General features: G+C 71.9%; 22 protein-coding genes, 1 tRNA gene and 1 riboswitch. Of the genes, 19 read left to right on the top strand and 4 right to left on the bottom strand.

The features are described 5' to 3' along the window. Window positions 1-53: 53 nt before the first annotated feature. The 10 genes from ABD073_RS04330 (at window position 54) to ABD073_RS04285 (ending at window position 9447) form a co-directional block, all read left to right on the top strand. Window positions 54-821, top strand: coding sequence for a DeoR/GlpR family DNA-binding transcription regulator (locus ABD073_RS04330; protein WP_343872607.1), 768 nt, complete (start codon window positions 54-56; stop codon window positions 819-821). Next, window positions 818-1777, top strand: a complete 960-nt coding sequence (locus ABD073_RS04325) for a 1-phosphofructokinase family hexose kinase (RefSeq protein WP_343872606.1) — start codon at window positions 818-820, stop codon at window positions 1775-1777. Before ABD073_RS04330 ends, ABD073_RS04325 begins: the two co-directional genes overlap by 4 nt. A gap of 59 nt (window positions 1778-1836) precedes the next feature. After that, window positions 1837-3939 (top strand): PTS fructose transporter subunit IIABC, encoded by a 2103-nt coding sequence (locus ABD073_RS04320; RefSeq protein WP_343872605.1) that lies wholly within the window; start codon window positions 1837-1839, stop codon window positions 3937-3939. 42 nt (window positions 3940-3981) lie between these two features. Continuing rightward, window positions 3982-4242, top strand: a complete 261-nt coding sequence (locus tag ABD073_RS04315; protein WP_343872604.1) for an HPr family phosphocarrier protein — start codon at window positions 3982-3984, stop codon at window positions 4240-4242. Between the two features lie 181 nt (window positions 4243-4423). Continuing rightward, window positions 4424-4497 (top strand) — tRNA-Gly (locus ABD073_RS04310). 223 nt (window positions 4498-4720) lie between these two features. Beyond that, a complete protein-coding gene (locus ABD073_RS04305; protein WP_343872603.1) occupies window positions 4721-5548 on the top strand; it encodes a metallophosphoesterase in 828 nt (275 codons plus the stop codon). Window positions 5549-5567: 19 nt separating this feature from the next. Further along, the gene (locus ABD073_RS04300) at window positions 5568-6812 is read left to right on the top strand and encodes a glycosyltransferase (protein ID WP_343872602.1); all 1245 of its coding nucleotides are present in this window, start codon (window positions 5568-5570) and stop codon (window positions 6810-6812) included. After that, on the top strand, window positions 6809-7546 hold the full coding sequence (locus tag ABD073_RS04295; RefSeq protein WP_343872601.1) for a PIG-L family deacetylase: 738 nt from the start codon (window positions 6809-6811) through the stop codon (window positions 7544-7546). Before ABD073_RS04300 ends, ABD073_RS04295 begins: the two co-directional genes overlap by 4 nt. 105 nt (window positions 7547-7651) lie before the next feature. Then, entirely contained in the window at window positions 7652-8932 is a 1281-nt protein-coding gene (locus ABD073_RS04290; protein WP_343872600.1) for an SLC13 family permease, read from the top strand. Window positions 8933-8940: 8 nt separating this feature from the next. Further along, window positions 8941-9447 (top strand): universal stress protein, encoded by a 507-nt coding sequence (locus ABD073_RS04285; RefSeq protein ID WP_343872599.1) that lies wholly within the window; start codon window positions 8941-8943, stop codon window positions 9445-9447. 162 nt (window positions 9448-9609) lie between these two features. Here the strand turns inward: ABD073_RS04285 and ABD073_RS04280 are convergent, their stop codons facing one another. After that, the gene (locus tag ABD073_RS04280; protein ID WP_343872598.1) at window positions 9610-10020 is read right to left on the bottom strand and encodes a hypothetical protein; all 411 of its coding nucleotides are present in this window, start codon (window positions 10018-10020) and stop codon (window positions 9610-9612) included. A 209-nt stretch (window positions 10021-10229) separates the two neighbouring features. On the opposite strand from ABD073_RS04280, the gene ABD073_RS04275 reads away from it, so the two are divergent. Beyond that, the gene (locus tag ABD073_RS04275; protein WP_343872597.1) at window positions 10230-11216 is read left to right on the top strand and encodes a ribose-phosphate diphosphokinase; all 987 of its coding nucleotides are present in this window, start codon (window positions 10230-10232) and stop codon (window positions 11214-11216) included. A 30-nt stretch (window positions 11217-11246) separates the two neighbouring features. On the opposite strand, the gene ABD073_RS04270 is transcribed toward ABD073_RS04275, so the two are convergent. Together ABD073_RS04270 and ABD073_RS04265 are read right to left on the bottom strand one after the other, a co-directional pair. Then, complete coding sequence (locus ABD073_RS04270) at window positions 11247-11684, bottom strand: thioesterase family protein (RefSeq protein WP_343872596.1); 438 nt, start codon at window positions 11682-11684, stop codon at window positions 11247-11249. A gap of 91 nt (window positions 11685-11775) precedes the next feature. Further along, complete coding sequence (locus tag ABD073_RS04265; protein ID WP_343872595.1) at window positions 11776-12576, bottom strand: PIG-L deacetylase family protein; 801 nt, start codon at window positions 12574-12576, stop codon at window positions 11776-11778. 199 nt (window positions 12577-12775) lie between these two features. Between ABD073_RS04265 and ABD073_RS04260 the strand changes: the two genes are divergently transcribed. Beyond that, complete coding sequence (locus tag ABD073_RS04260) at window positions 12776-13267, top strand: DUF456 domain-containing protein (RefSeq protein WP_343872594.1); 492 nt, start codon at window positions 12776-12778, stop codon at window positions 13265-13267. An 88-nt stretch (window positions 13268-13355) separates the two neighbouring features. Here ABD073_RS04260 and ABD073_RS04255 read toward each other — a convergent pair whose 3' ends face one another. Then, the gene (locus ABD073_RS04255; RefSeq protein ID WP_343872593.1) at window positions 13356-14207 is read right to left on the bottom strand and encodes a DNA-3-methyladenine glycosylase family protein; all 852 of its coding nucleotides are present in this window, start codon (window positions 14205-14207) and stop codon (window positions 13356-13358) included. A gap of 75 nt (window positions 14208-14282) precedes the next feature. Here ABD073_RS04255 and ABD073_RS04250 point away from each other — a divergent pair, with 75 nt between their 5' ends. From ABD073_RS04250 to ABD073_RS04220, 7 genes are all read left to right on the top strand, one after another. Beyond that, window positions 14283-15518: a cytochrome P450 gene (locus ABD073_RS04250; RefSeq protein WP_343872592.1), complete on the top strand. Its 1236-nt coding sequence runs from the start codon at window positions 14283-14285 to the stop codon at window positions 15516-15518. An 845-nt stretch (window positions 15519-16363) separates the two neighbouring features. Continuing rightward, entirely contained in the window at window positions 16364-17233 is an 870-nt protein-coding gene (locus ABD073_RS04245) for a D-hexose-6-phosphate mutarotase (protein ID WP_343872591.1), read from the top strand. Between the two features lie 141 nt (window positions 17234-17374). After that, on the top strand, window positions 17375-17872 hold the full coding sequence (locus ABD073_RS04240; protein ID WP_343872590.1) for a MarR family winged helix-turn-helix transcriptional regulator: 498 nt from the start codon (window positions 17375-17377) through the stop codon (window positions 17870-17872). Between the two features lie 46 nt (window positions 17873-17918). Then, on the top strand, window positions 17919-18293 hold the full coding sequence (locus tag ABD073_RS04235) for a VanZ family protein (protein WP_343872589.1): 375 nt from the start codon (window positions 17919-17921) through the stop codon (window positions 18291-18293). Between the two features lie 53 nt (window positions 18294-18346). Next, window positions 18347-19945, top strand: coding sequence for a circularly permuted type 2 ATP-grasp protein (locus ABD073_RS04230; protein WP_343872588.1), 1599 nt, complete (start codon window positions 18347-18349; stop codon window positions 19943-19945). A gap of 1 nt (window position 19946) precedes the next feature. Further along, window positions 19947-20891, top strand: a complete 945-nt coding sequence (locus ABD073_RS04225; RefSeq protein ID WP_343872587.1) for an alpha-E domain-containing protein — start codon at window positions 19947-19949, stop codon at window positions 20889-20891. Then, window positions 20888-21733, top strand: coding sequence for a transglutaminase family protein (locus tag ABD073_RS04220; RefSeq protein WP_343872586.1), 846 nt, complete (start codon window positions 20888-20890; stop codon window positions 21731-21733). Before ABD073_RS04225 ends, ABD073_RS04220 begins: the two co-directional genes overlap by 4 nt. A gap of 39 nt (window positions 21734-21772) precedes the next feature. Further along, window positions 21773-21880: riboswitch (cobalamin riboswitch) on the top strand. Window positions 21881-21908: the final 28 nt, after the last annotated feature.

Raw genomic sequence — 21908 nt, 5'->3', positions numbered from 1 at the left:
GATCTGATCGATGGACGAGACCATCGGCCGTAGTCAGGAGGGCGACGAAGCCTATGTACGCGGAGGAACGACGCAAGCTGCTGGTGCAGCTGGCGCGCAGCGAGGGCCGGCTGTCGGTCAGCGGCGCCTCCGCCCACTTCGGCGTGACGCCCGAGACCATCCGTCGCGACCTGGAGGTGCTGGACCGCCAGGGCCTGCTGCGTCGTGTGCACGGCGGCGCCATGCCCGCCGACTTCCTGCCGCTGGGCGATCTGGCGCTGGTGGACCGGGAGAACAGCGCGGCGGAGCAGAAGGAGCGCATCGCCCAGGCCGCCGTGGCCCACCTGCCCGAGCAGCCCTATGCCTCGATCCTGCTGGACGCCGGCACCACCACCAGCCGGCTGGCCCAGCTGCTGCCGGCCGACTCCCACCTGGCCGTCTTCACCCACTCCGTGCCGATCGCGGCCAACCTCTCGGTGCGCTATGCCGGCGAGGTGGAGCTGCTGGGCGGCCGGGTGAAGGGCATCACCCAGGCCTGCGTCGGCGCCGGCACCGTCGCCCGGCTCGAGGAGCTGCGCGTCGACGTGGCCTTCGTCGGCACCAACGGCATCACGCCTGGCCACGGCTTCTCCACCCCCGACGGAGAGGAGGGCGCGGTCAAGGCCCGGATGGTGCGCAATGCGCGCCGCGTCATCGTGCTGGCCGACTCGCGCAAGTTCGACGTCGAGGCCACCCACTCCTTCGCCAGGCTCGAGGACGTCGACGTGATCATCACCGACGCACTCACCCCTGACCAGCACGAGTACTGCTCCAACCGAGGAATCGAGGTCGTCGTCGCATGATCGTCACGTTCACCCCCAATCCCAGCCTGGACCGCACGGCCCGGCTGGAGGGCCGGCTGGTCCGCGGTGGCGTCAACCGGCTGGGGCAGGCCACCGGCCAGCCCGGCGGCAAGGGCGTCAACGTCGCCCGCGCGGCCCACCTGGCCGGCGCCCCCACCCTGGCCGTGCTGCCCGCCGACGCCGGCGACCCGGTGCTGGCCGGGCTGGACGCCCTCGGCCTACCCTACCGCAACGTGCCCACCGGCAACCCGGTGCGTGCCAACCTGACCCTCACCGAGGCCGACGGCACCACCAGCAAGTTCAACGAGCCCGGCGCCGCCCTGGACGCCGAGCAGGTGACCGCCTGCGTCGAGCAGCTCACCGAGGCGGCCCGCGAGGCCGACTGGGTGGCGCTGTGCGGCTCGCTGCCGCCCGGCGCCCCCGCCGACTGGTACCCGCAGCTGGTGGCTGCGCTGCGCCCGCTGGGCGTGCGGATCGCCGTCGACACCTCCGACGCCCCGCTGCAGGCCCTGGCCGCCGCGCTACCCGAGGCCGCGCCCGACCTGATCAAGCCCAATTCGGAGGAGCTGGGACAGATCGTCGGCGCCGACGGGCTGGCGCTGGAGGCGCAGGCCGCCGCCAGCAACTGGGCGCCCGTGCTGGAGGCCGCCCGCGGTCTGGTGCAGCAGGGCGTCGGCGCGGTGCTGGTCACCCTGGGTGGCTCCGGCGCGCTGCTGGTCACCGCCGACGGCGCCTGGCACGCCACCCCGCCGCCCATCGAGGTGGCCTCCACCGTGGGCGCCGGCGACTCCTCCCTGACCGGCTACCTGCTCGCCGAGCGAGAAGGGCTGGACGCGCCGGAGCGGCTGCGGCGCGCGGTCGCCTATGGTTCCGGGGCAGCAGCCCTTCCCGGATCCTCCCTCCCGAGCCCCGAGCAGACCACTCCCGACGCCGTCGTCGTCACCCCCGTCAGCTGAACAGTGCAGTACCCGGGGCGGTGCAGCCGACCACCCCGTCCACCGGAAAGTAGGAAGTCATGAGCACACCATCACTGATCGAACCGGGCCTGGTGGCCCTGGACGTCGACCTGGGCCAGACCAAGGAGGAGGTGATCCGCGGCCTGGCCGGGATCGTCGCCTCCACCGGACGCGCCGAGGCCGAGGGCCTGGCCGCCGACGCCCTGGTCCGCGAGGGCAAGTCGCCCACCGGCATGCCCGGCGGCTTCGCCATCCCGCACTGCCGCTCCGCCGCCGTGAACACGCCATCGCTGGGCTTCGCCCGCCTCACCACCCCGGTGGACTTCGGGGCCAAGGACGGCCGGGCCGACCTGGTCTTCCTGATCGCCGCGGCCGAGTCCGGCGGCGCCGACCACATGAAGCTGCTGACCAAGCTGGCCCGCGCCCTGGTGAAGAAGGACTTCCTGATCGCCCTGCGCGAGGCTCGCACCGCCGACGAGGTGGTCAGCCTGGTGCGCGACGTCGTCGAGCCCGACGGCGTGGCCCCGGCCACCGCCCAGGTGGCGACGGGCGACGCCGCCACCGGTGCCGCCGCGGCCGTCGGCAACGTGGTGCCGATCAACGGCGAGCCCGCCCCGGCGGCCTCCGCCCAGAGCGCCGGCTCCGGCCAGCGCTCCGTGATCGCCATCACCGCCTGCCCCACCGGCATCGCACACACCTACATGGCCGCCGACTACCTCACCGGCGCCGGCGAGGAGATGGGCGTCGAGGTCATCACCGAGCCGCAGGGCTCCTCGGCCACCGACCCGGTCACCGCCGAGCAGATCGCCCGCGCCGATGCGGTCATCTTCGCCACCGACGTGGGCGTCAAGGGCCGGGAGCGCTTCGCCGGCAAGCCGGTGATCGAGTCCGGCGTGAAGCGGGCCATCAACGAGCCGAAGGTGATGATCACCGAGGCGCTGGCCGCCGCCGACGATCCCAACGGGCCGCGGGTCAAGGGCGATGCCGCCGCCGCGGCCGCCGCCGGCTCCGGTGCCTCCAGGAGCCAGCTCAGCTGGGGCAAGCGGATCCAGCAGGCGCTGATGACCGGCGTCTCCTACATGGTGCCCTTCGTCGCCGCGGGCGGTCTGCTGATCGCGCTCGGCTTCCTGTTCGGCGGCTACGACATCACCGCCACGGCCGCGGACATCATGAAGAACAACTCGATCACCAACCTGCCGAATGCGGCGGAGCTGGCCCCGCACGCCTTGGGCCACAGCAGCCTGATGGCGTACCTGGGTGCGCTGCTGTTCACCCTGGGCGGCACCGCGATGGGCTTCCTGCTGCCCGCGCTGGCCGGCTACATCGGCTTCGCGCTGGCCGACCGTCCCGGCATCGTGCCGGGCTTCGTCGCAGGTGCGGTGGCCGGTGCCACCGGCGCCGGCTTCCTGGGCGCCCTGGTGGGCGGCCTGATCGCCGGTCTGGTGGCGCAGTGGATCGCCTCCTGGCGGGTGCCCGCCTGGATGCGCGGCCTGATGCCCGTCGTGGTGATCCCGCTGCTGGCCACCCTGGTCTCGGGCGGCCTGATGTACCTGGTGCTGGCCCGTCCGATCGCCGTGCTGATGCGCATGATGACCAACGGCCTGAACGGCATGACCGGCGCCTCGATCGTCCTGCTGGGCGTCGTGCTCGGCCTCATGATGTGCTTCGACCTGGGCGGCCCGGTCAACAAGGCGGCCTACCTGTTCGCCACCGCCGGCCTGAGCGCGGGCAGCACCAGCTCCTTCAAGGTCATGGCCGCCGTGATGGCCGCCGGCATGGTGCCCCCGCTGGCGCTGGCCCTGGCCACCGCGCTGCGTCCCAAGCTGTTCACCAAGGTGGAGCAGGAGAACGGGCGCGCCTCGTGGCTGCTGGGCGCCTCCTTCATCAGCGAGGGCGCGATCCCCTTCGCCGCCGCCGACCCGCTGCGCATCATCCCCGCCACCATGGTGGGCGGCGCCGTCACCGGCGCGCTGAGCATGGCCCTGGGCGCCATGTCGCGTGCCCCGCACGGTGGCGCCTTCGTCCTGTTCGCGATGGACGGAACCTGGTGGAAGTTCCTGCTGTCGATCGCCGTCGGCACGGTGATCTCCGCGATCCTGGTGATCGTGCTGAAGTCCACCCGCAAGCCCGCAGACGCCGCCCCGGCTGTTGCTGCGGCCTGAGATCAGTCACAATTGAGCAATTCACTGCTGAAAGGAACCACCATGGCAAGCAAGACCGTTTCCGTCGGTTCGAGCGTCGGCCTGCACGCGCGTCCCGCCGCCCTGATCGCCGAGGCTGCCGGCGAGTACGACGAGGACATCACCCTGTCGGTGGATGGCGAGGAGGGCGTCGACGCCTCCTCCCCGCTGCTCATCATGACCCTCGGTGCCGAGAAGGGCGCCCAGGTCACCATCGAGAGCGAGAACGCCGAGGCCGTCGAGGCCATCGCCGCCCTGGTGGAGAAGGACCTCGACGCCGAGTGATCCTGACGCGGGGAGTGACTCCCTGCTGAGACACCCGAGGGGCCGGACGCGATGAGCGTCCGGCCCCTCGTCGCGTCCCGGCGTCCGCTGATCGGGGCCGCTGTTGCCGGAGACGGAGCACGCCGAGGCGCTCGATTCGTCGTCGAGCACGGGCACCCGGTAGAGTGGTGAGACGCACCCCGCGGGTGTAGTTCAGTAGCAGAACACCCACCTTCCTGGTGGGAGAGCCTGGTGCAATTCCCGGCGCCCGCTCCAGATCCGGAGGGCCTCGTCACATGACGGGGCCCTTCGTGCACCTCCGGCGCCATGCCTCGGGCGCGGAGCCGGAGGTCTCGTCGCCGCGGACAATGTCACAGTCTGGTGGGGGTGTACGCCCACCAAACCGTGACACTGTGGCAGGACCACGGGCCGACGCCGGGCCTCCCACCAGACCCTGGTGGGAGGCGCCCATTCGTGGCCCTGTCATAGATTGGCGGGCATGCTGCGCCGACTCCTGCGAACCCTGCTCGTGCTCACCCTGGTGGGCGCGGTGCTGCTCGCGGCGGTGGTGCTGCGCAGCCGATGGGAGACCGGTCACACCCGGCTGGAGACCGTCGAGCACCGCACCGACCAGCTCAGCCAGGAGCTGCGGATGCTGCAGATCACCGACGTGCACGACATGCGCCCCGGCCCGCAGCGCGACGGCATCGTGGCCCAGGCCCGTGAGCTGCGCCCCGACCTGGTGGCGCTCACCGGCGACCTGATCAACAGCTACACCAAGGACCTATCCCGGATCGAGCCCTTCGTCGCCGAGCTGGCTGCCCTCGACATCCCGCTCTTCTACGTGCCCGGCAACCACGAGTGGGCCTCGGGCCTGCTGCCGCAGGTGGTCGAGATGCTCGAGCGGCACGGCGTCGTCGTGCTGCGCAATGCCAACCAGCGCTTCGACGGACCCTGGGGCAGCCTCGACGTGGTGGGTACCGACGACTACCACACCGGCGTCGGCAACCTGGAGCAGGCGCTGGTGGGCGCACGGCCCAAGGCCTACCACCTGGTGCTCACCCACTCCCCCGAGAAGCTCTTCGACGACCTGGGCCGCCTCGACGCCGACCTGGCCGTCTGCGGTCACACCCACGGCGGCCAGGTGCGGCTGCCTTGGCTGGGCGCCCTCTACACGCCAGGCGGCGGCTTCCTGCCGCGGCTGGACAAGGGCCTGTTCCGCAACGGCGCCGCGACCCTCTACATCGACTCCGGGGTGGGCCAGTCCACCCCGATGAGGCTGGGTGTGCAGTCCCAGATCACGCTCCACCGCATCAGCCCTTCCTGAGGCCAAGTAGCATCCCAACATGCGTCTCGGACTGGTCTCGCTCCACACCTCACCGCTGGACTCCCCCGGCTCCAAGGACGCCGGCGGCATGAACGTGGTGGAGGTGCACCAGGCCCGCGCGCTCGCCGACCGCGGCCACCAGGTGGAGCTGATCACCCGTCGTGACAACCCCGAGCTGCCCGAGCTGACCGAGATCCATCCCGGCGTCGTGGTGCGCCAGCTCGACGCCGGCCCGGCAGAGCCGCTCGCCAAGAGTGCGCAGGAGGAGTGGATCGAGGACTTCTCCCGCGCCCTGGCCGACCTGCCGCCCCATGACCTGCTGCACTCGCAGCACTGGATGAGCGGCGTGGCAGCGTTGCCGGTGGCCCGGGCCTGGGGCGTGCCGCACGTGCAGTCCTTCCACTCCGTCGCGGCCCCGCCGGACTCCCCGCTCAGCGAGGGAGAGCCGCCGGAGTCGCCCGGTCGCAATGCCGGTGAGCGGCTGATCGCGCAGGGCTCCGACCTGGTGGTGGCGGTCAGCGAGTACGAGGCGCGCACCATCATCGAGCGCTGCGGCGCCCCCGCCGAGCGGGTGGTCGTGGTGCACCCCGGCGTGGACACCGAACTCTTCCACCCGCTCTGCGAGGCAGACCGCCGCTGGGCCCCCGAGCTCGACGGCGACGACGAGCCGCCCCAGTTCGGCCCGGTCTGCGTCGCCCCCAATCCCAACGGCTATGTGCTCTTCGCCGCCCGCCTGCAGCCGCTCAAGGCCCCCGACCTGGCGCTGGTGGCGCTGGCCGGGATCCCCGAGCATCGACGTCCCACCCTGGCGGTGGCCGGGGAGGCCAGCCAGGACTTCGCCGGCTACCGCGACGAGCTGGTGGACCTGGCGCAGAGCCTGGGCATCGTGGACCGCACCTGCTGGCTGGGCAGCCAGACCCGCGAGGACCTGGCCCGGCTGCTGCGCGGTGCCCGCGCGGTGCTGGTGCCCTCCTTCAGCGAGACCTTCGGGCTGGTGGCGCTGGAGGCCCAGGCCAGCGGCGTGCCCGTGCTCGCCGCGGACTCGGGCGGTCTGCGCGAGGCGGTCGAGGACGGCGTCACCGGCATCGTGATGGCCTCCCGGCAGGCCGACGACTGGAGCCGCGCGCTGGACGAACTGCTCTCCGATCCCCGACGCGCCGACGCCATGGGCGAGGCCGGTCGGGAGCGCGCCCTGCGCTTCGGCTGGGACAGCGTCGCCGAGCGCCTGGAAGAGCACTACCGCACCCTGCTGGAGAAGCGATGACCACCATCACCCACGAGATGCGGCGCGTGCTCTTCTGCCACGCCCACCCCGACGACGAGACCATCGCCACCGGCGCCCTGATCGCCCACCTGGCCGACGCCGGCAAGCAGGTGCAGCTGGTCACCGCCACCCGCGGCGAGATGGGCGAGGTGGTGCCCGCCGTCGCGGACCGGGTCGCCGGCAAGGACCTGGAGGAGCACCGGATGGGTGAGCTGGCCGGCGCCCTGGCCGTGCTCGGGGTGGAGCGCCACGCCTTCCTGGGCACGGCACCGGCCCGCGCGGCCGGTCTGCCGGAACGCCGCTACCGCGACTCCGGCATGGAGTGGATCCGCCCCGGCCTGGCCGGGCCCGCCGACACCACCGACGCACGCGCCTTCAGCGTCGCACCGCTGGAGCAGGAGGTGGCAGACCTGTTGGCACTGCTCGACACCTGGCAGCCCGAGGTGCTGGTCAGCTACGACGCCGAGGGCGGCTACGGCCATCCCGACCACGTGCGGATGCACCAGGTGGCCCGGGCCGCCGCGCAGGCACGAGGCCTGCCCTTCGTCGAGGTGCGTCACCATCGCGGCCCCGGCGTCGAGTGGTTCGAGTACCCCGAGCTGCTGGACCGCGTCGCCACCGCCCTGCGCCACCACGCCTCGCAGCTCACCGTGCTGGACGACGGCGCGACCCTGCAGCACGTCGGCGGGCAGACCGAGCCGATCGCCGTCGGCTTCGGCCTCGCCGCGGGCTGAATCGACCACCGGCGGACCAAGCCCTTCCGCGCTGGACCACTGCGGGCATAGCCTGCCCTCCGGCGACGCCACCGCGGCCCGCCTCGACCGGCGGGAGGAGGGCCCATGGGAGCCATGGCCAACCCGACGGAGGCGCTCTGCCTGGCCGTCATGGTGCTGGTGCTGGGCTTCGCCGTGATCCGGCCACGCGGGCTGCCGGAGGCCGTGGCCGCGGTGCCCGGCGCCCTGCTGCTGCTGGCAGCAGGCGCGATCAGCCTGCACACCGCCGGCGAGGAGGCCGCCTCGCTGGGCCCCACCGTCGCCTTCCTGGCCGCGGTGCTGGTGCTCTCCGACCTGTGCGAGCGCGAAGGCCTCTTCCACGCCGCCGGCCAGCTGATGGCCCGTGGTGCGCGTGGTGAGCCGGTACGGCTGCTGCGGCTGGTCTTCGTGGCCGCCGCCGTCACCACGGCCGTGCTCAGCCTGGACGCGACCGTGGTGCTGCTCACCCCGGTGGTCTTCGCGACCGCCTCGCGGGTGGGCGTGCGGCCCCGTCCGCACGTCTATGCGACGGCCCACCTGGCCAACTCGGCCTCGCTGCTGCTGCCGGTCTCCAACCTCACCAACCTGCTGGCCCTGCAGGCCTCCGGACTGGGCTTCGGGATGTTCGCGGCCGTGATGTTCCTGCCCTGGGCGGTGAGCCTGGCCATCGAGTACCTGGTCTTCCGGCGCCACTTCGCCAGCGACCTGTCGGTGCACGAGCAGGGAGGCCGCGGCGACGAGGAGGAGGTGGCCGTCCCGCGCTTCGCCGTGGCGGTCCTGGTCCTGGTGCTGGTGGGTTTCGTGGCCTGCTCGGCGCTGGGCGTGGAGACCTTCTGGGCCGCGCTGGCGGGCGTCGTGCTGCTGGGCGGCAAGCGACTGGTGGAGGCCTCGGGGGCGCAGCGAGGCGAGGAGGCCGTCGCGCTGGCCCGTTCGGTGAACCTGTGGTTCGTGGCCTTCGTGCTGGCCCTGGGCATGGTGGTGCGCGCCGTGGTGGACAACGGCCTGTCCGAGGCGATGGGCCACCTGGTGCCGCACGGTGCCGGGCTGGGCAGCCTTCTGGCGCTGGCGCTGACCGCGGCCCTGCTGGCCAACCTGGTCAACAACCTGCCCGCCGTCCTGGTGCTGCTGCCGCTGGTGGCGCCCGCCGGCCCGGTGGCCGTGCTGGCGGTGCTGATCGGGGTCAACATCGGCCCCAACCTGACCTATGTGGGCTCACTGGCCACGCTGCTGTGGCGACGCATCGTCGCCGACCACGACCACGACACCGAGGTGGCCGAGTTCACGAAGCTGGGCGTGGCCACCGTGCCCGCCAGCCTGGTGCTGTGCACGATCGCCCTGTGGGGCGCCGCTCGAGTGATGGGAGTCTGAGGATGAGGGTGCTGGCCTGGATCGAACCGGGAACCTGGCAGGCCGTGGTGGAGGCCGCGCGACGCCGCCCGGCCGAGGACGAGCTGCGGCTGGTGGCCGCCGTCGACGCCGAGGAGGCGCTGCCCAGCTCGATGATGGGCGGGCTGATGGGGCGGGGGCGCCGTCGCGAGGAGCACCAGCAGGTTGGCGAGCGGCTCACCGAGCAGGCCGCCACCGAGCTGCTGGCCCGCGCGGCGGATGCGCTCGGCCGGGACTGCCGCACCGAGGTGCTGAGCGGGCGCGTCGAGCGGGTGGTCACCGCCGCCTGCGACCAGGCCGACCTGCTGCTGCTGGCCCGCGACGGGGACCGGTCCCGGCTGGGGCCGGCCAGCCTGGGGCGGCACACCCGGTTCGTGCTGGACCACGCGCCGTGCACCGTCGCGCTGCTCTGGCCCGGCGAGACGCCCTCGTTGGACTCCATCCCGGCCCCGCCGCCGCCCGGCCACCGGCCTCCCCCGCCGCCGCACGAGCGGTGAGCTCGCCCCAACCCTGAGATCCGCGCCCTCGATCCGGAGATCGGCGGGTCCCGGGCCATCTTCACGATCGACGGGCCGGTTTCCGGGGTTGGGCGCCCGGCCGATCCGCAGACGGCAAGGCGCCCCGGACCACCAGGTCCGGGGCGCCTCGTCGGTCAGGGGTCAGGCGACGACGTCGCTGCGGCCGTTCTGCTTGGCGCCGGTCATGGCGTACAGGCCGACGGAGGCCACCACGAAGGCGATGCCCAGCACGACGTGCAGCCACTTCATGGCGCCGGCGCCCTGGCTGGCCTCGATGATGCCGATCTGCACCAGCGCCAGCACGGGCAGGCTCAGGGCGTGGAAGAAGGTGCCCTTGAAGCGGGCCGAGAGCTTGCTGAGGTTGAAGGCCAGGACGGCCGCGACGATGGAGGCGATGAAGGTCACGTAGCCGATCCAGCCGTGGATCTCGTTGACCTGGGGGTAGCCGGTGAGGGAGGCGATGCCGAGCGCCGCCTGGACCAGCACGCACGCCACGATCACCAGGGCGGTGGTGCGCAGGCGGGACAGGGCGGTGGAGGAAGTGGTTGCCATGGCGCCAATCCTAGGCGAGGTGACGCCGCGGACCCGCATCGTCGCCGGGTGGGGGCGGCCAGGTGGTCGGGTGGGGCGGCCCGTCGACCAGCCGACGGCATCCCCGCAGCCCGGGGCCGTGCCGCGCCAGGATCGCGGGACCGGGCCCCGCCCACGGCATCTGGCACTACTGTGGTCCGGTCAGCACCACTCGCCCGGAAGGCACCCGCGTGAAGGACAGGGACATCGTCGTTTTCTCCGGCTCGGCGCACACCGAGCTGGCCGAGGAGATCTGCACCAACCTGGGCGTGCCACTGAGCAAGGTGGACATCAAGCGCTTCAGCAATGACTGCATCCAGACCCAGCTGCTGGCCAACTGCCGCCGCCGCGACGTCTACATCATCCAGCCGCTGGTCCCTCCCACCCAGGAGAACCTGATGGAGCTGCTGATGATGATCAATGCCGCGCAGGGCGCCTCGGCGGCTCACATCACCGCCGTGATGCCGCACTTCGCCTATGCCCGCAGCGACAAGAAGGATGCCTCGCGGATCTCGATGGGCGGCCGGCTCGTGGCAGACCTGATCACCACCGCCGGCGCCACCCGGGTGCTGACCATGGCGCTGCACTCCCCGCAGGTGCACGGCTTCTTCTCGGTGCCAGTGGACCACCTCACCGCGATCGGCGTGCTGGCCGACCACTTCCGTGGCCGCGACCTGTCCGAGTACACCGTCGTCTCGCCGGACCTCGGCAATGCGAAGCAGGCCACCATCTTCGCCCGCCTGCTGGGCCTGCCGGTGGCCGCCGGCTCCAAGCAGCGGCTGGCCGACGACCGGGTGGTGATCGACTCCATCGTCGGTGACGTGATGGGACGCAAGGCCATCGTGCTGGACGACGAGATCGCCACCGGCGGCTCCATCGTCGAGCTGCTGAACCGGCTCAAGGACTTCGGCTGCGTCCAGGCCTCGGTGGCCACCACCCACGGCCTGTTCACCGGCAAGGCCGTCGAGCGGCTGCGGCGCCACCCGATGGTGGACGAGGTGATCACCACCAACACGGTCCCGCGCCCCGCCGACTGGCCCGAGCTGGAGGTGCGCAGCGTGGCCGGCCTGTTCGCCGACGCCATCGCCCGCACCCACGAGGGCAAGAGCGTCAGCAAGCTCTTCCGCGGGGTGGATCCCTCCTACGCCCCGCCGCCGGAGCCGGACAGCCTGTTCTGAGGCCGGCGACCGGGCGCTCTGCGCGTCGGGTCAGCCGGCCAGTCCCGGCACCTCGGCCTGCTCGGCGCGACGGTTCACGCCCGCCTCGAAGCGGGCCTGGTCGAGCACGGCGCGGGCATGGCGCCCCTCACCGATCGGACCCAGGTCGTCGAAGGCCTTGACCTCCCACCAGACGGTACGGCCGTCCACCTCGGTGACGGTGCACTCGTAGCGCACCTCCATGCCGGGCAGGGTGGCCGCGGTGTGCGAGATGTCGACGTGCACCCCGACGCTGCCCTGGCCGGGCTCCAGGTGGGGGCGCAGCGCCTCCATGCAGGCCCACTCCATGGCGCCCACCATGTAGGCGGTGGCGAAGACCCGCGGCACGGTCTGGAATTCCGGCGACTCGGGGAAGACATCGGGCACGCACCGGTTCTCGGGCACCCGGTAGGTCATGGTGTGGCGCTCACCCACGGCGATCTGGCTCATGGAAAACGATTGTGCTGAACCGGGCTGCCCTTGGGAAGGGGTTCGGCGTGACCGACCCGTCATGCCCCGGGCCGCCCGCCGCGTCGTGGGCTCAGTCGAGCGGGGTGAAGGGCCAGCCCTCCTGCAGGCCGTTGGGGCGGCCGTGCTCGCGGTAGAACTCGCGGCCGAAGCCCACCTCGAAGGCCTCGGCGGGGATGCTGGTCAGCATGCCGATGTCGGTGGTCTGCGAGGCGTGGCAGAGCAGCGCCTCACGCTTGGCCACCAGCTGGCCGGTCACGTCGACGGCCCAGTGGATCTCCTGCTCCGGGGTTCCCATCGGGTTGCCGTCGTCGGCGGGGCCGCTGGGGTCGAAGTCCATCTCCATCCCGGCCTCGCGGGCGGCGCCCATGGTGCGGGCGAACAGGTCGCGATTGGTGGTGACCTCCAGCACGCGGGGACGACGCTCGGCGAGCTGGGCGGCGCGATAGGCCACCGGGTGCACCTTGACGTGGTCCGGGTGGCCGTAGTTGCCGTGCCAGTCGTAGCCCACCAGCACGTCGGCCTGCTCCTCGTCGAGGATCCGGGCCAAGCGCCCGGCGGCCTCGTCCAGGTCGGCCGAGCAGAAGGCGCCGGGGACGGTGTTGGACTCCCAGCCGGTCATGCCGGAGTCGTCATAGCCCAGCCACTCGACGCGCGCGGTGCCCGTCACGCGGGCGGAGGCCTCGGCCTCGGCGCGGCGGCGCTCCACCAGCGTCTCCCCCTCGGCCAGGTCCTCGGGAACCTCGCCGTGACAGCCATTGGTGGCATAGACCACCACCACCCGATCGCCCTGCTGGGAGGCGCGGGTCATGGAGCCCGAGGTCGACGACGCCTCGTCGTCGGGATGGGCGTGCAGGAAGACGATGGTGGCCATGGCTCCATGCTTCCACGCCGTTGACGGCTCAACAATTCAACGGCGGGCGGGTCCTCCCACGGGCCTCACCCCTCCCGGCTCGCGGTGCCAGATCCGCCGTCCGGCCCCGGAAATCGACCGCTCGACCACCCCGTCGGGCACCGATGCGGGCCCGGGCGTCATCGAGCGGTCGGTTTCCGGGGGCCGTAGCCTTGGGGCCATGAGCGTTGGAGTGATTGCCGTGGTCGTGGCCCTGCTGGCCCTGGTGGGGCTGTGCGGCATCGTGGTCCCGATGCTCCCGGGAAGCCTGACGGTGGCCCTCGCCGCCCTGGTCTGGGCCATCTGGGGCACCTCGTCGTGGGGCTGGGTGGCCTTCGGCGTGGCCGCGGTGCTGCTGGCCATCGGGATGACCGCCTCGCTGCTGCTCACCCGGCGTGACCTGGGCCGCCGCGAGATCCCGCAGTGGCCGGTGGTCGTGGGCCTGGTCTGCGGCCTCGTGGGCGCCTTCGTGCTGCCGGCGCTGGGTCTGCCGATCGGCTTCGTGCTCGGCCTCTTCCTGGCCGAGCTGGTGCGCCTCAAGGACGCCCGCCTGGCGCTGGAGACCAGCGTCGCCGCGGTGAAGACGATCGGGCTGGGCATGGCCGTCGAGCTGGGCTGCGCCATGGCGGCCACCGCGGTGCTGTCCACCAGCGTGCTCACCGCCGTCTTCTGATCCCCAGCCCCTGCGGGGTGTCGGCTGCCGCAGCCGGGCGCGCAGGCCCGTCGGGACCGGGTGCCGGTGGCACCGCGCCTGGCGCTGCTCAGGCCAGGTAGGCCGCCCGGGTCCACAGGTGCAGGGCGGCGAAGGAGCGCTCCGGGCGCCAGGCCTCGCCGAGCCGCCGGCAGGCCGCGTCGGTGGTCACGTCCAGTGCCTTCTTGAGCACCAGGTCCCCGGCGGGGAAGGCGTCCGGGTCGCCCAGGGCTCGCAGGCACAGGAAGTCGACGGTCCACGGCCCGATTCCCGGTAGCGCCAGCAGGTCACGTCGCGTGTCGGCCAGCTGCTCGGGCGACTGCCCCACCGACAGGTCCAGGCCCTCGGCGACGGCTCGGCTCACCGCCAGGATGGTCCGCGCCCGCGAGGCCATGAAGCCGCAGGAGGCGCGCAGCGCGTCGACCTCCAGGCCGGCCAGGTCCTGCGGCCGCGGGAAGGCGACCAGACCCCCGGGGCCAGGAGCACCGTGGGCGCGCACCAGGCGGCCGGTCACGGTGCGGGCCGCGGCCAGCGAGATCTGCTGGCCCACGACGGTGCACAGCAGCGCCTCGAAGGGGTCGGGGTGGCCGGTGACCCGCAGCCCGGGGCGGGCCGCCACCAGCGGGCCCAGCGTCGGGTCGGCGGCGAAGCGGGCGTTGCGGGCGGCCTGGTCCACGTCGAGCTCGAACCAGCGACGCACCACCGCAGCGGCCTGCTCCGCGTGACGCGGCGCCACCTCCAGCAGCACTCCCTCCGGCCTCGGCTCGACGGCCACCGGCACCAGCTCGCCGTCGAGGCGCAGCAACCGTCGGTGCACCCCGTCGAGCGTCTCCTCGGCCGGCGCGACGGTGTGCGCCACCAGCAGCGCCAGCGCGGCCTCGGCGTCGAGGGTGCCATGGGCCGGCAGCAGGGCGGAGGACATGAAAACAGTCTGGCAGCAGCGCGGATGCTCGTGCGGCAGGGGATGATGGGGGCACGAGCCCTGGAGGGAACCACCATGAGCAGCTGTCCGGTCGACCGTCGCAAGACCAACTACCCGGGCGAGAGCCGCGCCCACGGCATCGAGCTGGTGGACGGCACCTGGCAGGTGCGCAGCATGGAGGCGGTGCGCCAGGTGCTGCGCAGCCGCGCCACCACCCAGGCCGGTTTCAATGCCGAGTCGGTCACCATGCGCGGCCTGCGCAAGCCGATCCTGTTCGCCGACGGGGAGGGCCACCGCAGCCAGCGCTCCGCGATCGCGCGCTACTTCGCGCCGAAGACGGTGGACTCGCGCTACCACGGGGTGATGGAGCGCAGCGCCGACGAGCTGGTGGCGGGCCTGGTGCAGCGTGGCGAGGTGGACCTCTCGCAGCTGTCGCTGCACTACTCCGTGGTGGTGGCCGGCGAGGTGGTGGGGCTGACCAGTTCCGACACCGCCGCGATGGCCCGTCGGTTGGAGCGCTTCTTCGACATCCCGGTGGTGCCGGCCGACGCGAAGGGCACCGCCAGCCGTTTCGACACCATCGCGATGGCCACCCGCAGCCATGCCACCATGGCCGCCTTCTTCCTCAAGGACGTCCGCCCCGCCATCCGCGCCCGTCGCAACCCGGCGCCGGGCACCGAGCGGCCGGCCGACGTGATCAGCCACCTGGTGGATGCCGGCTACAAGGACCCCGAGATCCTCATCGAGTGCATCACCTACGGTGCCGCGGGGATGGTCACCACCCGCGAGTACATCTCGATGGCCACCTGGCACCTGCTCGGCGACGAGCCGCTGCGTCGTCGCTACCTGGCCGCCGACAAGGCCGAGCGCTACACGATCCTGCACGAGATCCTGCGTCTGGAGCCGATCGTCGGGCACCTCTACCGGCGCACCACCGAGCCGGTGGAGGTGGAACTGGACGGCACCACGCACCACATCCCCGCCGGCGCGCTGCTGGACCTGTTCATCCGCAATGCCAACACCGATCCCGAGGTGGTGGGCGAGGCCGCCTACGACCTGTGCCCGGGCCGCGAGCTGCCGCCCCGGGTGGGTGAGGAGGTGATGAGCTTCGGCGACGGGCCCCACAAGTGCCCCGGCAACGCCCTGGCCATCCAGGAGGCCGACGTGCTGCTCACCCGTCTGCTGGCCCTGCCGGTGCGGCTGACCACCACCCCGGTGCTGGGCTGGGACGAGCTGATCCGCGGCTACTCGGTGCGCAGCATCCACCTGGCGCTGGACCGCGAGGAGGCACCGGCCGGCTCGCCCGGCTGAGGCCCTCGCGGCAGTTCACGCGACGTAGGCGGCCCGTCGCGACGGTTCGCGCGACGCAGGCAGCCCGTCGCGATGGTTCACCTCGGTCCAGGCGCTCTGACCCCGCCCCACGCGCTCCGACCCCGCCCCACGCACTCCGACCCCGCTCTATGCGCCCTGGCCCCGCCCCACGCGCTCCGACCCCGCCCCATACGCTCCGACCCGGTCGTGAAGGGGTCGAGGCGATCGTGAAGGGGTCGAGGCGATCGTGAAGGGGTCGAGGCGATCGTGAAGGGGTCGAGGCGATCGTGAAGGGGTCGAGGAGTGAGAGAGGGGGCCGACGCCCGTACCCGTCGAACACCACAAGCAAGCCGGCCACTTGCGCCGCAATCGGCGCCGTCGACGCCCCGACAGCCCGGCGCCGCCGCTGTCCCATCCTCCGGCGGATCGCGGCCGAGCCACCCTCAACACGACGCGCAGTGCCACACACCCGCCAATGTCAGCATCACCCCTGCGGCAACAGGGGCGATCAGCACGGTCCAGCCGCCGCCCCGATAGCCCGACGCCGCCGCTGTCCCATCCTCCGGCGGATCGCGTCCGCACCACTCTCATCACGGCCGAGCCACCCTCATCGCGGCCGGTACCGCCACATCGCCCCTGCAGCAACGGGGGCGACGGAGACCTCCGGGCCGTGATCCGCGCACCGGGTGGATTCCTCGCCCGAACCGGGCGGACAGCGCGACCGGATGCTGCGGCGGAAGCTGGCCCGGTCCATGGGCGGCCGAAGGTGCAGACTTCGGCCGCGGAGCGGCGTCTTCGGGCGGCGGACCTTTCGCGGGGGCGGCGGGCGGGTCTAGGTTCTCCCCATGAGCGAGAAGAACCTGCCGCAGGGCGTCAGCATCGTCACGGAGAACGGCCTGGAGGCGGTGCGCATCGACACCGAGCTGTGCACCGGACTGGTCTACCGCAACGGGGCGCACGTGGCCGAGTGGACCCCCAAGGGCTCCGAGCCGGTGCTGTGGATGAGCGGCTCGTCGCACTTCACCGACGGCACGGCGATCCGCGGCGGGATCCCGTTGTGCTTCCCCTGGTTCGGACCCGGCCGCGACGGCGACCGGACCCCCGCCCACGGCTTCGCGCGGCTCTCGCCGTGGAACCTGACCAGCGCCGAGCTCAGCCCCAACGGCCTGGTGCGGCTGGTCTTCACCCTCACCGGGGACGACGTCGCAGACCTGGGTGGCTTCCCGGCGGACTTCGAGGCCAGCTATGCGGTCACCATGGGCACGGCCATGCAGCTGGCGCTCACGGTGCGGGCGGGCGAGCAGCCGCTGGAGGTGGAGGAGGCGCTGCACACCTACTTCGCGGTGGGCGACGCCCGCCAGGTGCGGATCGAGGGGCTGGACGGCGCGGACTACCTGGACAAGGTGGCCGGCGACCGTCGCACCCAGTCCGGCGACGTGACCTTCACCGCCGAGACCGACCGGGTCTACTTCTCCGAGGCCACCACCCGGATCGTGGACGAGCAGCTGGGCCGCACCATCGTGGTGGAGAAGGCCTGCAGCGCCAACACCGTGGTCTGGAACCCGTGGGTGGACAAGTCGGAGGCGATGGCCGACTTCGGCGACGAGGAGTGGACCGGCATGTGCTGCGTCGAGACGGTCAACGCGCTGGGAGACGCCACCCAGCTCTCCCCGGGGGCCTCCCACACCATGAGCGCCACCATTTCACTGACGTGACAATTCACCAACTTTGGCTTCATTTCGTCACTACCCCCTTGGGGGTGCAAATCTTACGGATCCAGAAGAAATTTGCGTCAAGTGAACAAGTTTCTTGTGCGGATGGCAGGGGATGTGATTTGCCCCAGTTAGCCTTGACTGGTGCCTGATTCCCCGAATACGAACCCGATGGTCATCGACGTCGGCCAGACCCTGCGCGAGCTCACCGACGTCGGTGAGCAGCTGCGCCAGGCCTGCGCCCACGCCTGCGGTCTCCATCCGACCGACTTCAAGGCGCTGGGCATGATCCAGCGCGCCAAGGACGAGGGCAATGCGCTGACCGCCGGTGACCTGGCCACCCGACTGGACCTGTCCAGCGGTGCCGTGACCTACCTGGTGGAGCGCCTGGCCTCGGCGGCCCTGGTGGAGCGCGACAGCGATCCGCAGGACCGCAGGAAGGTGCTGCTCAAGCCCACCGCCAAGGGCTACGAGCTGGCATACACCGCCCGCAAGAACAACCACGAGGTGATCAAGCAGGTCCTGTCGGAGCTCAGCCAGGACGATGCCGAGACCTCGCTGCGTGCCATGCGCCTGCTGCGCGACGCCCTCCAGCACCGCGTCGAGGTGGTCCGCACCCGCGAGCCCGGACAGGGGGCCTGAGCACCAGCCCCCGGGCCCGTCCGGCCCGATGTGACACAGTTCCCCCATGAGAACTGCCACGCCCGCCCGCCACCAGACGTGGTCGAGGCGGGCGTGGCTGGTCCTGGGCCTGCTGGCGGTGGCTTTCCAGGCGTGGGCGCTCTACACCCCCAGTCCGCCCGGCGGCGTGAATTTCACCCATGCCGACAAGCTGGTGCATTTCGCCCTGTTCTTCATGCCGGTGACATTCTTCTGCCTGGCACAATTGCGCCCTGTTCTGGTGGCCGGCGCATTTGCCGTGCACGCGGTGGTGAGCGAACTGGTGCAGTACCGCTTCGTCGCCGGGAGGTCGGGCTCCCCGGCGGACGCAATCACCGACCTGGCAGGGATCATCGGGGGATGGCTGCTCGCGCGCGGCGTCGCGGGCCGCCGCGGCAGGTAGGGGGAGACGTGGCCGAAACATGGACGCAACAGGCTTCTGGCACAGTGTCGAGGGTGAACCACTTCGACGGCTATCCCACCCGTGCCGAGGTCTTCGACGAGATGTTCGACGGCTCCGGCACGCGACAGGCCTACCAGGGCCTGGAGCAGGCGGTCTCCCAGCTGGGTGCCGACGAGATGCGCAGCCGCTCCGAGTACCTGAAGAGCACCTACCTGGACCAGGGCGTGACCTTCGACGTCGGCGGCGAGGAGCGGCCCTTCCCGCTGGACATCGTGCCGCGCATCGTCCCGGAGGCGGACTGGGCGGCCACCTCGGCGGGCGTGGCCCAGCGGGTGCGAGCCCTGGAGGCCTTCCTGTCCGACGTCTACGGCGCCGGTCACGTCTTCGACGACGGCGTCATCCCGCGCCACGTGGTCACCTCCTCGCCCCACTTCCACCGCGTGGTGGCCGGGCTGCGCCCTGCCAACGGGGTGCGGGTGCACGTGGCCGGCATCGACCTGGTGCGCGACCGGGAGGGCACCTTCCGCGTCCTGGAGGACAACGTGCGGGTGCCCTCGGGCGTCTCCTACGTGCTCACCAACCGGCGCGCCATGAGCGCCGCCCTGCCGGAGGTCTTCGGCCACTACACGGTGCGCTCGGTGCACTCCTACGCCTCGCGGCTGCTGGCCGCCCTGCGCGCCGCCGCTCCCAGCGGCATCAGCGACCCGAACATCGTGGTGCTCACCCCCGGCGTCTACAACTCCGCCTACTTCGAGCACGCCCTGCTGGCGCGTCAGATGGGCGTCGAGCTGGTGGAGGGCCGCGACCTGGTCTGCCAGAACGGCCAGATCAAGGCGCGCACCACCCGCGGCCTGCGTCGGGTACACGTGATCTACCGCCGCGTCGACGACGACTTCCTGGACCCGGTGCACTTCCGCCGCGACTCCATGCTGGGCATCGCCGGGCTGGTGAACGCCGCCCGCGCCGGCAATGTCACCATCGCCAACGGGATCGGCAACGGCGTGGCCGATGACAAGCTGGTCTACACCTATGTGCCGGACCTGGTGCGCTACTACCTGGCCGAGGAGCCGCTGCTCAAGCAGGTGGACACCTGGCGGCTGGAGGAGCCGGAGCACCGCGCCGAGGTGATGGACCGGCTGGAGGAGCTGGTGGTCAAGCCGGTGGACGGCTCCGGCGGCAAGGGCATCGTGATCGGCCCGCTGGTGGAGCGTTCCGAGGTGGATGCGGTGCGCGCCAAGATCCTGGCCGACCCGCGCGGCTGGATCGCACAGCCCATGGTGCAGCTGTCCACCGTGCCCACCATGATCGACGGTGCCATGCGCCCCCGCCACGTGGACCTGCGCCCCTTCGCGGTCAACGACGGCGAGGAGGTCTGGGTGCTGCCCGGCGGCCTGACCCGCGTCGCGCTGCCCGAGGGCGAGATGATCGTGAACTCCTCGCAGGGCGGCGGCTCCAAGGACACCTGGGTGCTGGGCACCGGCGAGGACGTCGAGCCACCCCGCCCCATCGCCGCCCCGCAGGGCCCGCACCACCCCCTGGTGGCCAAGCAGGCGCAGAGCGTGCAGCAGGCCCAGCAGGCCGCCGGGGCCGGAGGCATGACGCAGACCATGGGCTCGATGAGCCAGACCCTCACGCCCTTCGGGGAGGCCTGACATGTTGAGCCGGATCGCCGAGAACCTGTTCTGGATCGGCCGCTACCTGGAGCGGGCCGAGGACACCTGCCGGATCCTGGACGTCCACATCCAGCAGATGGTGGAGGATCCCACCGCCGACGAGTACCTGACCGCACTGGGCCTGCTGGGCGTGATGGGCATCGACGCCTCCGAGGCCATCCGCGAGAACCGGGTGACCCAGAAGTACGTGCTGGCCCAGCTCTGCTACGACCCCCAGACCGTCAGCTCCATCGTCTACGCGCTGGGCGGGGCCCGGGAGAGCGCCCGTCGCGCCCGCGAGACGGTGAGCGTGGAGATGTGGGAGGGCATCAACACCACCTACCTGGAGGCCACCGGGCACCGCTTCCGGCTGATCCGGCCCACGTCCGCGCTGAAGCAGGTCCGTGAGCGCTGCGCCACCATCTCCGGCATCGCCGACCAGACGATGGTGCACGACGAGGGCTGGCAGTTCCTGCGGCTGGGCCGCAGCCTGGAGCGCGCCGACATGACCGCCCGCCTGGTGGCCTCGGCGGCGCTGAACCCGTCGAGCACGGTGGCCTGGAGCAATGCGCTGCGCGCCTGCGGTGCCCACCACGCCTTCATCCGCAACTACGGCGGCGACGAGGTGGACGTGACGGCGGCGGAGTTCCTGCTGCTGGACCGGCTCTTCCCGCGCTCGGTGGTGCACTCGCTGGGGATCGCGCTGGAGGCGCTGACCGAGCTGGACCGCGCCGAGGTGGCCCGCTCCACCATCACCGACCGGGCCAGCCTGCTGGCCGGACGGGCCCGCGCCGAGCTGGAGTTCCAGACCGCCGACTCACTGCTGACCGACCTGCCGGCCCGGATGGAGCTGGTGCAGGTGGCCTGCCGCCAGATCAGCGAGGCGGTCACCAAGCGCTACTTCGAGGTCTCGGACGTCGCCGAGTGGCAGGGAGGCCAGGCATGAGCAGGATCCGCATCGTCCACCGCACCGGCTACCGCTACGGCACGCTGGGCGCCAAGGCCTCCTTCAACGAGGTGCGCATGACGCCGCTGAGCAGCCACGAGCAGCTGGTGATGAGCAACAAGGTGGACATCAGCCCCACCGCCTGGCAGCACGCCCACACCGACTACTGGGGCACCCAGGTGCTCAGCTTCGAGGTGCACGAGCAGCACGAGCAGCTGATGATCACCGCCTCCAGCGATGTCGACGTGCACCGTCCCGTCGTGGAGCACGTGCCGCAGCTGACCTGGCAGGACCTGGCCGACCCGGTGCTCGCCGACCGCTGGTGCGAATTCCTGCAGCCCACCGAGTACACGACGCTGGGCGATGTGGCCCAGCGGCTGCCCGAGATGCGTGAGGTCTACGACCATCCTGCCGACTACGTCCGCGTGGTCTCGGCGATGGTGCGCGAGCGGATCGACCGCGTCTGGGGCGCCGGGCGTCCCCGCCAACAGGCCCGCGAGGCCTGGCAGGAGGGCGCCGGGTCGGTGCAGGACGTGGTGCACCTGGTGATCGGGGCGCTGCGCCACGTGGGCATCCCGGCGCGCTATGTCGCCGGCTACGTGCTGCCCAGCCTGGACCCGCCGCTGGGCGTCTCCCAGCCGGCCAACCTGCACGCCTGGCTGCAGTTCTGGGACGGCGAGTGGGTGGGCCTCGACCCGCTCAACGCCTGCCCGCCCGGCGAGGAGCACATCGAGGTGGGCTACGGCCGCGACTATGCCGACGTGATGCCGCTGTTCGGCATCTTCACCGGCGGCCAGACCTCGGAGACCTTCGTCGAGGTGGAGCTCACCAAGGTCTCCTGAGCAGGCCGACGGCTCGACGAGGGGACGTCCCTGCCCGCTAGGGTGGGGCCAGCCCACGGTGCAGGAACCCGGTGAGAGTCCGGGGCGGTTCCGCCACTGTGACCCCGCGAGGGGCAGCCAGACACTGGCCGTGGGTGATCCCTGACCCACGTACCGGGGCGAGAACCCCGGGGGA

It is taken from the genome of Luteococcus peritonei (assembly GCF_039526385.1).
Taxonomy (GTDB): Bacteria; Actinomycetota; Actinomycetes; order Propionibacteriales; family Propionibacteriaceae; genus Luteococcus; species Luteococcus peritonei.
The sequence above is the reverse complement of the archived record's forward strand: the minus strand, read 5'-3'. Positions and strand labels throughout refer to the sequence as shown.